The sequence below is a fragment of the Microbulbifer variabilis genome, assembly GCF_052468405.1.
In genome coordinates, this window is record NZ_CP174343.1 from 2,197,978 (window position 1) to 2,211,686 (window position 13,709).

The window sequence follows — 13,709 nt, forward strand, 5'->3', positions numbered from 1 at the left end:
ATTGCGCCTACCTCAATTACCTCAATACTACTTTCGGCAAGAGGGGCAAACGCCACCCCATTGTTAACAGACTGCTTCATGCAGAATGCTATCTTGCTTAATCCTTTAGGTAGATACCCAAAGGACGTACCCTGATTCTTAGATAAAACAGCGCCAGTGTCTAGGTTTCTATGTGAAATAAATACTACGTTTTTACCAGTATGGGTAATTAACCGTCAAAATATCACTTAGAGACCATATATAAACTAATCATTTGTACCTTATTGCACTCCCTATACTCAACTGTCTAACGCGGCCTCACGGGCTAATGAAGGAATATCGGCAATATGAATAGTCGAAGTCGGAAACGCACAGGAGGCACCGTGTTTTTCGACAATTTTTAGGATAGTTAACAGAACGTCCTGTTTGATTTCGTGATATCTCACCCAATCAGTTGTTCTGGTAAAGGTATATATAAAGAAATCCAACGACGATGCAGCAAAACTATTGAAATTGACTATAAGGGTTCGATTAGAGTCAATTTCAGGATGCTGCTGTAACATTTCTTTAACATCCGCCACTATTGAAGCCATTGAATGGGCATCTTCATAACGGATGCCGATGGTCTCAAAGATCCTGCGATTGAGCATTCGCGAGGGGTTCTCCACAGAAATCTGAGTGAAGATGCTATTGGGAACATACACAGGGCGCATATCAAAGGTGCGGATGCGTGTCAGGCGCCAGCCAATATCCTCAACGGTACCCTCAATTTCCTTATCCGGAGAGCGTATCCAGTCGCCCACGGCAAATGGGCGATCCAAGTAAATCATCAGCCCGCCAAAGAAGTTGGCCAACAGGTCCTTGGCTGCAAAACCCACTGCCAACCCACCAATGCCGCCAAACGCTAACACGCCACTGACGCTGTAGCCAAGAAACTGCATGATGACTATGCCGGCAGTGATAGCGATGGAAGCCCGCACCAATTTTCCGATTGCCCGCACTGTAGTGGCATCCATCGGCTTGCCAATATAGCGAGGGTTACACAGGTTGTGCTCAGCGCTATGGGAAAATCGCCAGGCAAACCAGGATAGAACCAGGATAAGCCCTATCTCCCGTATTGGTTCAGCCAGAGAGAAAATCTCAGCCCCGGTAGCCTGCCCTGCCCGCTGCGCGGCAACAGTCAATCCCACAAGCCAAACAAGCACTGGTCCAGGTGGTGACATGGCCCCAACAAGAGCATCATCCCACGGATTAACCGTCTTCTCGGCTCTTGCCGCTAATCGCTGTACAAAGCGCCCAAAGGCCCAGGCTCCCAAAGCTGAAGCCAGCACAATAAGGAAAACCCATACTATCCAAACCCGGTTCTCACCGAGCCAAGACATTAGAATGCTATCTACGGATTCCACGAATACCCCCTCCGCTCATCTAAATCTGAGCTCGACAATCTTTCTGATACTCCCAGATAATTTGGGCGGGCATCAAAATTTCGAGCCCTTAATGCATTATCGACGCCAACCAGCCACGGGTTCTATGCCAACGCGCACTCTTTTCAAGTTCCGACCAGGATGTTATCAAGGGCCTGCCACGCATAGCTTTCAAGCGCTCGCTGGATTCTCCCTGGGGTATGTAGTCCTGCAGGGCGGCCAGCGCCTCCAAGGCGCCGTCTCGGTTGTTACAAATAACCCCCATATCACATCCCGCCTCCAGCGCTGCACGAACTCTCCCTCCATAACCGCCTGCAGCACCAGCCCCCTCCATCGACAGGTCGTCACTAAAGATAACACCGCCAAAACCCAATCGCCCTCGCAAGATGTCTTGTAGCCAGTAACGGGAAAATCCGACCGGCTGACTGTCAATATTCACGAAACGAATATGTGCTGGCATTATTGCATCCAATTGAGAGGAGGCGATGCAGTCCACAAAAGGTAAGGCATCGGACTCCATTACCTGCTCCAGTGAACGCTTGTCTTCAGGAAGCTCTACATGGCTATCTTCTAGTACATGGCCATGACCAGGGAAATGCTTACCCGTTGTCGCCATGCCTGCTTCGTGCATTCCTCGCATAAATGGACGTGCGAATAGCTCCAAACGCTTGGGATCTGCACAAAAGCTGCGGTCGCCGATCACTCGGCTGTGTTGATCATCAGCATCCAATACCGGGGCGAAGCTGAAGTCCACCCCTACCGCCAGCAATTCAGTGGCCAAGAGCCAACCCACGTCCTGCAACTGCTCCTCGCTGGCCTTCGCTGCCAATACTTGCATAGATGGCAAACGGGTAAACTCGCAACGAAAGCGTTGAACCCTGCCCCCCTCCTGATCAACAGCTACTAAAATCTCAGGGCGTACAGCTCTAATATCCGCTATCAAGCCTTGCAGCTGCGCGCGATCCCGGTAATTACGTGCGAAGAAAATCAACCCGCCAACAAGGGGATGACGCAGAAGCTCGCAGTCCGCATCGGTAAGCTCTAATCCCTCAATATCAACCATGACCGGTCCCAAGGGTGCAGACATATTCTATTCCTCTGTTATCAGCCAATAAGAGCCACTTAAAACTAGATAGCCTCCACCTTCAACATTGCAGAGGCCGCCGGAACCAACCGCTCAAGGGTCTCCGGCAGGCTGCTCTGTGCACCAAAATCCTCTCTCAGGATAGCTTCTATGGCATCGTAACTCGACAGGGTGAAGATCGTAGCCCCCAGCATAAAGTACAGGCGCCAATAAAAGGTTACAGGGTCCACACCCGGTAAGGCCTCAGCCAACAAGCCTGCAAAACGGCGATAACTATCCCCGTATCGAGACACTATAAAGCGACGTAAGTGCCCCTGGAACTGCGTATAGGCCAGCCCCAATAAGCGCATAAAACGCTGTGGATCGAGCCCTCTGTCACTCAAACCACCGAGGCCCACTCGATAGAGGCTCTCTAATAATCCCTCCACGTGCAGCTCTTGGCCGGTGGCGATACGACGATCTAACTCGGCCTCAAGGTCTTCGGTAAAGGGGGTCAAGAATCGCTCAAAAACCGCCTGGATCAACTCTTTCTTTGAACCAAAGTGATAGTTAACCGCAGCCAGGTTAACCCCTGCAGTACTCGTAATTGTGCGCAGGGAAGTCTCAGTAAAACCACGTTCTGCAAACAGGGCCTCGGCTGCATCCAGAATGCGGCTGACAGTATCCGTCTGGCTCATATCTCTCAAACCATCATTTAAAACAGTTGTTTAACTCGGGCCAGAGTAGCACATTCCATTGCTCAGCCAACGGCACTCATCTCCTTCATCAACTGGAAGCGGTTACAGTGCTTCACCCTAAGTCACATTACCCAGGTATATAGAGGACGGCTCGGCAAAATATCGGTGGGCTTCTCGATTCATCCTATAGAGCAAAAAAGCCAGATCTGAGATTTTGATTTGCTGGAAGCACAAATACGGAGGTGCCTTCGCCTGTGACACTAGACCCCAAATATATTCACTTTTCCTTGCCTTGAACCAACTGGGCTTCGGCAAGCCTCTTTAAGGCCACCCTGTCAATTTTTCCCGTTGGATTAATTGGCATATCCGCCAGAATTTCGACTACCTCCGGAGCCTTGTATCCAATACGTTTTTTTGCAAAACGAATAACTTCACTGACACTTGGCATAGGTACATTTTTTTTCAAGGTGATAAAAGCCCAAACGCTCTCCCCGTGCGTGTCATCACGAATACCGATTACGCCTGCTAGATTTACAGACGGATGCTCCATGAGAGCTTCCTCTACTTCCTGAGGCGATATATTTGAGCCATCGTGGACAATAATTTGCTTCTTTCGACCGCGAAACCAAAAACAACCATCAGAGTCGACACGCATAACATCGCCCGTATCAAACCAACCATCAGATAACGCCTCCCTATTTGCCTGGGGGTTTTTCCAGTAGCCAGTCATAACTGGCGACCCACGGAGCCAGAGATTGCCATCAACATTAGGTGCCACTTCTTGGCCTTTCTCATCGCGCAGGCTAGCAACGTAGCCTGGAGCAACAGTACCTACAGATCCAGCTTTATCTGGTGAGAGCGATTGATTGAAAAGGCAGTCGGGAGCTTCTGTCAGTCCATATCCTTCCTGGATCATATGGCCGGTTTTGTTGGTAAATTCTTTAGCAATATTTACTGGAAATTTATCTCCGCCGGTGAAGCACACTCGAAGAGATTCAAAATCTTCACGCCTGGCTCCCGGATTGCGTTCCATTGCAATAAATACTGCCGGAACCATAACCAAAATAGTTGGCCGGCTACTCCGCAATATCGACAGAATTTCCTCACCATCAAAACTTTGTGGAATAACTGTCTTCGCACCCACGGAGAGAGCTGCCAGGGCCGTTGAAAGCGACCCGACATGTGCGATTGAACCTCCAGGCAGAACGATATCGTCCCGAGTTAACTTCAGGGCAGCAACGAAACCAGCTACGATAGAACCAAAGGATAGCAAGCTGTGCACAACGGCTTTTGGCTTGCCAGTACTTCCAGATGTAAAAAATAAAAATGCAGGATCACTGATACTGGATACAGGAATTTCAGCAGGCTGCCCACCGGCATTGATTAGACCTTCATAACTTCTTGTATCTTCGAACACACCACCAAAGTAAAGAAACCCTTTTTTTAATTTACCAATAAATTTACTATCCTGAATATCCTCACTCCGCTCTGCACCTATAATTAGCGCAACTGCGCCACTCTTTTCAAGAGCGTAGTCAATCTCCAGAGTTGTGTACCTGTAGTTTAGCGGGACAACCACCAGCCCCACTTTCAAGCATGCGAGATAAAAAACGAGTATTTCACCCCGGTTAGGCATCAGGGTTGCGACCCGATCACTTTTGTGTAATCCCATTGTGATCAACCCCTTGGCCAGAGCATCAATATCCCTCTGCAACCCCCTCCAAGTCCATTCTCGACTTCCTGAAACTAATGCCTTTGTATCCGGCCTGCTATTCAGGGGCAGAGATAGCAGATCCCCCAAGTTCACAGGCCTCGACAATCGGGGGCCGAAAATTGGCACAATTCAATCTCCCAAAAATAACCTTAAATAATCTAAGAAGCTGGAAGGAACTGAATAAAGAATAGACTCTATGGAAGTTCCAACGCTTTAAGAACTAACTTTGCACAATGAAAGAATTTGAATTATTGCAACTTCAACGAAAAGGCTACCGGGACCTTGCTTAAAGTAGCTACCATTTTTAGCAATAAAAACGCAAAGAGGGTTTATCTCTTATCAAGAAAATTTGAATTGAGCTGACTAGACTACGAAACCCATTAGATCACTGGCCAACTCATTGTGGAGCTTTCAGTATCAGATGTTGGCATTTATAGAGTCGCGTTTGATCAGTCCCTGGTCCGCATATATTTCATAATCAGGTCCGCTGTCTCTTCGACGGTATCCACGATATGAAATAAATCCAGGTCACTGGCATCAATACAATTTCGTTCAAGTACTGTATCTACCAACCAGTTGTAGAGTCCTGCCCAATAGCGCTTACCCACAAGCACGATGGGGAAGCGACGGACCTTTTGTGTCTGCACCAATGTCAGCGCTTCAAACAGTTCATCCAGCGTTCCGTAGCCACCAGGCAAGCCCACAAAGCCTACTGCATGCTTAACAAACATAAATTTACGAACAAAGAAATAACGAAAATTTAAACTGATATCCTGGTATGGATTCGCCGCCTGCTCGAAAGGCAGCTCTATGTTTAACCCAATGGAGGTGCCTGGCTGATCGAAGGCTCCTCTATTACAGGCTTCCATAAGGCCGGGCCCTCCACCTGTAATCACGGGCACCCCCTCCGCAGCCAACAGCTCTCCCAGCTTTACCCCCTGTTGATATTCAGGGCTATCCTCGGTAAACCTCGCCCCTCCAAAAACTGTTACTGCTCCACTGAGCGCTACCAGGCGCTCTATTCCATCAACCAACTCGGACTGAATCCGCAGAACCCGCCATGCCTCTGGCATTTTCACATCTAACATTATTTTTTTCCCTCGTTGTCAGATCTTTCAACGATTACTCTCATTACTTGTTTTCATAAACAATGTAGCAGCTTATGAAGAGGCGGGTGTTAGGATTGCGTGAAGCTTAATTCTGTATATAATCCCAGCAACTGTATATAAATACAGAAAAGCTAGGTAAATCTATGACCAATCTCACCGCACGCCAGGCTCAGGTATTAGAGCTCATCAAAGCCTATCTCGATGATACTGGCTACCCTCCCACTCGAGCGGAAATCGCTCAGGAACTGGGGTTCCGCTCACCAAATGCAGCAGAAGAGCACCTGAAAGCACTGGCGCGAAAAGGGGCCATTGAGATGGTTGCCGGCGCCTCACGTGGAATTCGTATCCCCGATCACCAGTCGGGGCTTCCCATTATCGGGCGTGTAGCCGCAGGCAACCCAATTCTTGCTACAGAGCATATTGAGGATTACTGCGACCTTCCTGCCAGCTTCTTTCACCCCCCTGCAGACTTCCTATTGCGGGTTCATGGAATGAGTATGCGCGATGCGGGGATTCTGGATGGGGATTTGCTTGCAGTACAGAAAACTGAGCAAGTCAGGAATGGACAGATTGTCGTAGCGAGAATTGACGAGGAAGTAACTGTTAAGCGTTTCCGCCGCAAAGGTAATCAAGCGACTGTTCAACTGCTGCCAGAGAATGAAGACTTTGAAACTATCCAGGTGGATATGCGGGATAAGAACTTTGTGATCGAAGGCTTGGCAGTAGGCGTCATTCGTCAAACACCATAACCTGTATTAATCTCAAAGCTAAAACAACAACAGCGGCCAATGGCCGCTGTTGAATCATATCTCTATTAACCATTCAATCAATGGATAGTATGGTTAACCGGCATCGACTCATCTTCTTCTTCAAAGTAACCAGGCTCCAGATCATCCAAATTCTGTACAGTTTCTATACCTGCTTCCAGCATTGCGCGCGCAACAGCCACTTTGTGTTTTCTCAGGAATTGTAGACTCTCAGCTGAGAAATGAATACTCACCAGAGGGTCCTCCTTGTGACCAGCACGACGCAATGCCACATCGCCATTGGCCAGCTCAATAATTTCGAAAGTTTCGGAGGACATTCGCTTTTCCTTCACTGCACATCAGTTTGCGCACAGTGTACCACAGGCAAATTAGAAGTATCAGGGGCCTAAAAGCTGAGAAACATGGTACGAAAGTACCTGCGGCTAACACTCTTCCAGATTGGCCCGCTGCCTACGAATCAACTCAACCATAGATTTATGCCATTGCGTGAGCCCTTGAACGGTAATTGTTACCGGTTCCCGACCAACATTATGTATCGGTATCAAATTGGGCGCTTCGCGCTTAACCTCAGTATTTGACGGCAAAGACATTAGCAAAGTCCAGGCTTGCAGCAGCTGATTTAGCCAACTATCGGGCTGCTCATTCAATTGCTGTAACTCTTTCACCTCATTACTGGCCCTACCCTGAGTCTCAAGGCTGTCAGCTATCATCTGAAGGGACTCCGGCTCAAAACCCAGCTGCAGCTGATGCGAAAGCTCAACAAGAAAAGCTCTGTATGCTTTCCAGAGCTGCAACACAACCGCCTCCTCAAGTGCGGCACTTTGCAGCGGTGACACATCACTGGTCAGCTGCAGTAACAGCTGGGCTTTGCGCAGAGCCGAGGCAACCTGCCCTGTAAAAGGATTACTCATTTACTTTTTTGCAGCTATTTTTTTACGCACTGGCTTGCGCTTCGCTGTGGTAGCCTTACTGCCGGCCTCAACCTGCCAATTACCATCGCGGTAGAAGGCTCGCCACCCCGTTGCCTTGCCCTCCTCCTCAGACTGTACATACTGCTCTTGGGTCTTGCGGCTAAAACGAATTACTGTATCCCGTCCCTGATCATCCTCAACAGGAGCAGAGAACAGAAAAGTGTATTTAGGATCAATCTCACTCTTATGCGGGAGCAACTCCCTCACCAGTGGTGCGCGAGTTTCACGATTTTTAGGGAACTGGCTGGCAGCAAGGAACAAACCCGAAGCCCCATCACGCAGGATATAGTGATCCTCCACTTTTAAGCAGGCCAACTCTGGCATAGATACCGGATCCATTTTCGGGGGAGCCGGTTGGCCATTTTTCAAAAGCTTACGGGTATTCTTACAAGCTTCATTGGTACAACCGAAGTATTTTCCAAAGCGACCGGACTTTAGCTGCATATCACTGCCGCATTTATCACACTCGATAATTGGGCCATCATAACCCTTGATTTTGAAAGTTCCCTGCTCCACTTCATAGCCACTGCAATCCGGATTGTTACCACAGATATGCAGCTTGCGGTGTTCATCGACAAGGTAACTATCCATCGCTGTACCACATATGGCACAACGGCGCTTCTCACGCAGCAGCCGGGATTCTGCTTCTTCATCTTTATCTGCATCCACCGCTTCATCACCAGAAACCAGATTCATGGTATTGGTGCAACGCTCCTTGGGTGGTAAAGCATAACCGGAGCACCCCAGGAAAACTCCTGTGGAGCCGGTTCGAATCTGCATATGGCGGCCGCACTTTGAGCACTCAATGTCCGTATCTGTCGGGGTATTGCGGCGCATGCCCTCGTCAGTTGACTGTGCCTTCTCAAGGCGCGAGGAAAAGTCCTGATAAAACTCATCAAGTAACTGTTTCCAACCCTTATCTCCATCGGCCACCGCATCCAAGGATTCCTCAAGATTCGCGGTAAACCCATAATCCATCAGGTTCTTGAAGCTCTCACTAAGGCGATCGGTAACGATATCGCCCATTTTTTCTGCATAAAAGCGACGGTTCTCCAACCGTACATATCCGCGATCCTGGATGGTGGAGATAATCGAAGCATACGTAGAGGGGCGGCCAATACCACGTTTTTCCAGCTCTTTTACCAGGGCTGCTTCGCTGAAACGGGCTGGGGGCTTGGTGAAGTGCTGTTTCGGGTCCAGCTTTTCCAAAGCCAACTTATCCCCGACCTTCACATCCGGCAACACAAGGTCTTCGTCTTTTTTGCCAGCGGGAGGAGCCACTTTAAGGAAGCCATCAAAGCGAATAACACGGCCTCGTGCGCGAAGCTCAAACTCCCCTGCTGTCACCACTATCGAGGTGGAGGTAAATTGAGCGGGTGTCATCTGGCAAGCAACAAACTGTTGCCAAATCAGGTTATAGAGTCGCTCCGCATCCCGTTCAGCTCCGGAAAGCATATTTGGCGCAATACGAACATCAGATGGACGAATTGCCTCGTGAGCTTCCTGGGCACCTTCCTTGCTGCTGTAGCTGTTCGGTGTGTCAGGAAGATACTTACCACCGTAATTTTCACCAATATATTCACGCGCCGATTCAACCGCCTCCTTACTGAGGTTGGTTGAATCAGTACGCATATAGGTGATGTGGCCGGCTTCATACAAGCGTTGGGCCAAGGTCATGGTCTTTTTGACACTAAAGCCCAGGCGATTACTCGCAGCCTGCTGCAGTGTCGAAGTAATAAAGGGAGCGCCAGGCTTGGAACTGGTTGGCTTATCATCACGACCACTGACTACAAACTCACTGGATTGCAGCTTCTGCGCAGCACTACTGGCATCAGTCTCGTTAGTGGGACGGAATACCTCGCCAGCCTGTTTTTTTACTTCAAGGCGCAGTTTGTTTGCTTTATGTGTCGCCGTATCTGCAAATAGGGTCCAATACTCTTCAGGAATAAATGCACGAATTTCACGTTCACGCTCAACTACCAAGCGCACAGCAACAGACTGTACGCGTCCAGCGGAGAGCCCCCGCGCTACCTTTTCCCAAAGCAGGGGCGACACCATATACCCAACTATACGATCGAGAAAGCGGCGAGCTTGCTGGGCATTAACCCGGTTGATATTTAAACGCCCAGGGTCTTTAAAAGCCTCCTGGATTGCCGACTTGGTAATCTCATTAAAAACTACACGTCGGTAGCGATCATCATTGCCGCCTATCGCCTCGCGCAAATGCCAGGCAATAGCCTCCCCTTCGCGATCCAAATCCGTCGCGAGGTAGATGTGGTCGGCACTCTCAGCAAGCTTCTGCAGCTCACTTACGACTTTTTCTTTGCCCGGTAGAATCTCATAGTGCGCCTGCCAACCGTGATCGGGATCGATGCCCATACGCTTGATAAGCTGCTCGCGGTTTTTCTTGCGCTTGTAAGCTTCCTTTGCCTCAGGGGAGAGCTTGCGAGTTTCAGCTGCACGCCGCGCACGCTCCTTCGCGTCTACGGGTTGCTTGTTACCCCCACCGGTTGGCAAATCGCGAATATGACCGACACTGGACTTCACAACGAAGTCCTTACCGAGGTATTTGTTGATCGTTTTCGCTTTGGCCGGTGATTCGACGATGACCAGTGATTTACCCATAAGCCTTTGATTTCAAATGAAAATTTTACTGCTATCCGAAGCCTTTCAGGTCCCTTCATCGGACCTGTGCTGCGCGAATATATAAGCCTCACTTCCTGCGGGGTCAAGCAAAGCTGACAATTTTCCGTACCAAGTCAGGATTAATTGCCCCTCAAAACCACTTGTGAGAGTGCCTTCCGACGCCAAATTTCGGCAGCCGTACCCCCCTTGAAGACCTAGTCTTCCGGGAGTTTTATCTGGCTCACTTTACGTATTGCTTCTTCTATATGGGGGGTGTATTCCGCCAAAGAGGTAGAGAGCTTTTCAAAGGCTTTATCACCTCCATTTTCACTCCACTGCACCCCCAATCCGATATCTGTAGCAATAACTGCATAGCTTCCGGAGGGTATCGCGTCGAGTAATTTGTGCAGATATTCCCATGCCGCCTTGGGTGCAGCACGACCATTACTCCAATCCCAACTCCCGGCAAAGTTCAGCTCATGCTCCACCCGCTGGCGCTGGAGGGTCCAACCAATTTGCAACCTCTTGCGGTCATTCCACCGGTAGTAATAAACCGCAGCAGTGCCTTTATCAAGCGCGGGGGGAAGTGCCTGGATCTGCACTGTAATCCCCTTCTGCGCCGCTCGACCGCGCAGATCAGCCAAGCGGGAGTCACGTTGATTGGGTTTTAGCCACATCACCGGCCCCAATACCAGCGCGATGGCAAAGCCAATAATAATCACCGGCAACCACTGGGACATAACGGCTCCTTAGAGGTAGAAATAAATGACTATTGTGCGGTGCCTTGTGTGATCTATGTCAATCAGTTTTTTTTACGGTAGACTGAAAATGTCTGTCGAAAAGTGCACCCAAAGAGCACGTATAAGGGACAGGAGTAAAAATTATGGCGAAATACCAACAAATTTTGGTTGGACTGGACCTCTCGGAGGAATCCTCCCAAGTACTGGATAAGGCCGCCGCACTGGCCGGAGCATTTGGAGCTGAGCTCAGTTTGGTTCATGCCATTGAGCCGCTGACTTTTGCCTATGGCGGGGATATCCCCATGGACCTGTCTGAAGTTCAGGACCAACTTCAAAGCCAAGCCAAGGAACAGCTACAAAAAGCCGCACAACCGCTCAACATTCCCTCCGAAAGACAGCATGTGATTCTGGGACAACCCTCGACTGAAATTCACCGCCTAGCCAAAGACCTGGAAGCTGACTTGATTATTATCGGCAGCCACGGCCGCCATGGGCTAGCACTCTTACTTGGCTCAACCGCTAACGGGGTTTTGCATGGTGCCAAGTGCGATGTGCTGGCTGTAAGAGTGCATATAGATGACGAGTAATTAAATAATGGGCTGTATCAAAAACAGCCCATTCCCTCGCTTATTCTTCACCACCTTCAAGTTCAGACCAACGCTCAAAAGCAGCTTCCAGCTCCGATTGCTTCTCTGCGAGCAAGTTGAGGCGCGCCTGAACCAGGGTTTGCTCCTGTTGATAAAATTGAGGTTCGGCCACCTCCATCTCAATAGCGCTAATTTCATCTTCAAGCTGGTCAATCAGAGCGGGCAGGCTATCCAACTCCCGTTGTAATTTATAACTCAGCTTCTTTTTCTTTGCTGGCGCCTTTTCCCTTACTGCAGACTTCGAGTCGGTCTCTACTGGCTTTGTCTCTTGTTTATCTACTTTTGCATCCGCCGCAAAATTGCCTCCCTGACGAATAAAATCTCCATAGCCACCCACATATTCACAAATTCGCCCATCACCTTCAAAAGCCAGGCAGGAATTCACCACATTATCCAGGAAAGCACGATCATGGCTCACCAGTAACACGGTACCACTGAACTCCAGCAACAACTTCTCCAGCAGCTCCAGGGTTTCTACATCCAAATCATTGGTAGGCTCATCAAGTACCAAGATATTGGCAGGCTGACTAAACAATTTTGCAAGAAGGGCTCGATTACGCTCTCCTCCACTTAAAGCGCCAACCTTTGTTCTGGCCTTAACTCCACTAAAGAGAAAATCCGACAAATAGGACATAACGTGACGACTTTTGCCGCCAACAGTTACGGAGTCCCGTCCCTCAGCAATGTTATCCAATACCGTAAGTTCAGGGTTGAGCTGATCACGGCGCTGATCAAAGTAAGCCACCTGTTGCTTGGTACCCAGGCGTACATGACCGGATTGCGGTTTCAAATCCCCTAGCAACACGCGAATCAAGGTACTCTTGCCGACACCATTGGGGCCGATCAAGCCGACTTTATCACCCCTCAACAGGGTGAAGGAGAGATCCTGAATCAGGGAGGGCTCACCTGGGTAAGCAAAGGAAACATCGGTTAACTCCGCCACCAGCTTGCCGGACAGCTCCCCACTATCCAGGGACATCCGGGCAATACCCTGCTGGCTCCGGCGCGCCTCTCGTTGACGCCTCAGTGCTTGCAGAGCACGGACACGCCCCTCATTACGGGTTCGACGCGCCTTGATACCCTGGCGAATCCAAGCTTCCTCTTGAGCAAGCTTCTTGTCGAACAGGGCATCGTTTCTCGCTTCCTCTTCCAGGAGCTTCTCCTTTTCTTCCTGGTATCGCTCAAACTGACAGCGAAATACACGAAGGTGACCACGGTCCAGATCCCATACTGCACTGGAAAGCCTCTGCGCCAGCGCCCGATCATGGCTGACGAAAAGCAGGGCGCCTCGATAGTTGGCCAGGAATCCTTCAAGCCACTCCACCGCAGCAATATCCAGATGGTTAGTGGGTTCATCCAAAATCAGTAAATCGGGTTCAGTCACCAGTGCTCGGGCCAGGGCTGCACGACGCTGCCACCCCCCCGAGAGGTCTGCTACCCGCTCATCTGCTGAAAGGCCCAAACGATCCAGGACACTGTCAATACGTGGTAATAGGTCCCATCCGTGGCCAGCTTCTATGCGCCCTTGCAATTCAGCAGTGGGGGTATCACGATAATCAGCCAACACTGTACCTATTTCACCCAACCCCTTAGCAACATAGCTGTAAACGGAGTCAGTACAGCCCACCGGCAACTCCTGCTCCAATGTCGCCATTACCATACCACTGGCCCGGACGATTTCTCCGCCATCAGGGTCCACCTGCCCCGCTATCAATCGTAACAGGCTAGACTTTCCCTCCCCATTTCGGCCCACTAAACAAATGCGATCACCTCGCTCAATTTTTGCACTGACGTTGTCGGCAAGTACTTGGGTCCCATAGCGGAGACTAACCCCATCCAAAAGAAGCAACATAATTAGGCACTACAATTAACAAACCCGGAAAATGGATCCGCAAGATGAAATACGCGAAACTGTTATTACGGGTCCTGTGGAAAATCCGCTATTTTACGCTTTTTTACCGAGCCGTCTCGC

12 protein-coding genes are annotated in these 13,709 nt (G+C 49.7%); 2 read left to right on the plus strand and 10 right to left on the minus strand.

Translation table 11 applies throughout. The annotated features are described in order from the left end of the window. Nucleotides 1–278: 278 nt before the first annotated feature. The 5 genes from ACJJJB_RS09980 to ACJJJB_RS10000 form a co-directional block, all read right to left on the minus strand. Nucleotides 279–1,361 carry a mechanosensitive ion channel family protein gene (locus tag ACJJJB_RS09980; protein WP_020413095.1) on the minus strand — a complete coding sequence of 361 codons (1,083 nt, stop codon included), beginning with the start codon at nucleotides 1,359–1,361 and terminating at the stop codon, nucleotides 279–281. Between the two features lie 112 nt (nucleotides 1,362–1,473). Beyond that, entirely contained in the window at nucleotides 1,474–2,490 is a 1,017-nt protein-coding gene (nagZ, locus tag ACJJJB_RS09985) for a beta-N-acetylhexosaminidase (protein ID WP_020413096.1), read from the minus strand. Nucleotides 2,491–2,531: 41 nt separating this feature from the next. Beyond that, a complete protein-coding gene (locus tag ACJJJB_RS09990; protein WP_020413097.1) occupies nucleotides 2,532–3,164 on the minus strand; it encodes a TetR/AcrR family transcriptional regulator in 633 nt (210 codons plus the stop codon). Between the two features lie 277 nt (nucleotides 3,165–3,441). Further along, nucleotides 3,442–5,004 carry a class I adenylate-forming enzyme family protein gene (locus tag ACJJJB_RS09995; RefSeq protein WP_445366173.1) on the minus strand — a complete coding sequence of 521 codons (1,563 nt, stop codon included), beginning with the start codon at nucleotides 5,002–5,004 and terminating at the stop codon, nucleotides 3,442–3,444. 323 nt (nucleotides 5,005–5,327) lie between these two features. Beyond that, nucleotides 5,328–5,966, minus strand: a complete 639-nt coding sequence (locus ACJJJB_RS10000) for an LOG family protein (RefSeq protein ID WP_020413099.1) — start codon at nucleotides 5,964–5,966, stop codon at nucleotides 5,328–5,330. A gap of 164 nt (nucleotides 5,967–6,130) precedes the next feature. Between ACJJJB_RS10000 and lexA the strand changes: the two genes are divergently transcribed. Continuing rightward, nucleotides 6,131–6,736, plus strand: coding sequence for a transcriptional repressor LexA (gene lexA / locus ACJJJB_RS10005; protein ID WP_026305064.1), 606 nt, complete (start codon nucleotides 6,131–6,133; stop codon nucleotides 6,734–6,736). A 77-nt stretch (nucleotides 6,737–6,813) separates the two neighbouring features. Here lexA and ACJJJB_RS10010 read toward each other — a convergent pair whose 3' ends face one another. The 4 genes from ACJJJB_RS10010 to ACJJJB_RS10025 form a co-directional block, all read right to left on the minus strand. Then, nucleotides 6,814–7,071 (minus strand): hypothetical protein, encoded by a 258-nt coding sequence (locus tag ACJJJB_RS10010; RefSeq protein ID WP_020413100.1) that lies wholly within the window; start codon nucleotides 7,069–7,071, stop codon nucleotides 6,814–6,816. A 105-nt stretch (nucleotides 7,072–7,176) separates the two neighbouring features. Continuing rightward, nucleotides 7,177–7,665 carry a DUF6586 family protein gene (locus ACJJJB_RS10015; protein ID WP_445366174.1) on the minus strand — a complete coding sequence of 163 codons (489 nt, stop codon included), beginning with the start codon at nucleotides 7,663–7,665 and terminating at the stop codon, nucleotides 7,177–7,179. Then, nucleotides 7,666–10,350, minus strand: coding sequence for a type I DNA topoisomerase (topA, locus tag ACJJJB_RS10020; protein WP_444901443.1), 2,685 nt, complete (start codon nucleotides 10,348–10,350; stop codon nucleotides 7,666–7,668). A 215-nt stretch (nucleotides 10,351–10,565) separates the two neighbouring features. Then, on the minus strand, nucleotides 10,566–11,090 hold the full coding sequence (locus ACJJJB_RS10025; protein WP_444946612.1) for a hypothetical protein: 525 nt from the start codon (nucleotides 11,088–11,090) through the stop codon (nucleotides 10,566–10,568). Nucleotides 11,091–11,233: 143 nt separating this feature from the next. On the opposite strand from ACJJJB_RS10025, the gene ACJJJB_RS10030 reads away from it, so the two are divergent. After that, a complete protein-coding gene (locus tag ACJJJB_RS10030; RefSeq protein WP_020413104.1) occupies nucleotides 11,234–11,677 on the plus strand; it encodes a universal stress protein in 444 nt (147 codons plus the stop codon). Nucleotides 11,678–11,717: 40 nt separating this feature from the next. On the opposite strand, the gene ACJJJB_RS10035 is transcribed toward ACJJJB_RS10030, so the two are convergent. After that, nucleotides 11,718–13,589 (minus strand): ATP-binding cassette domain-containing protein, encoded by a 1,872-nt coding sequence (locus ACJJJB_RS10035; protein WP_445366175.1) that lies wholly within the window; start codon nucleotides 13,587–13,589, stop codon nucleotides 11,718–11,720. Between the last annotated feature and the right edge of the window lie 120 nt (nucleotides 13,590–13,709).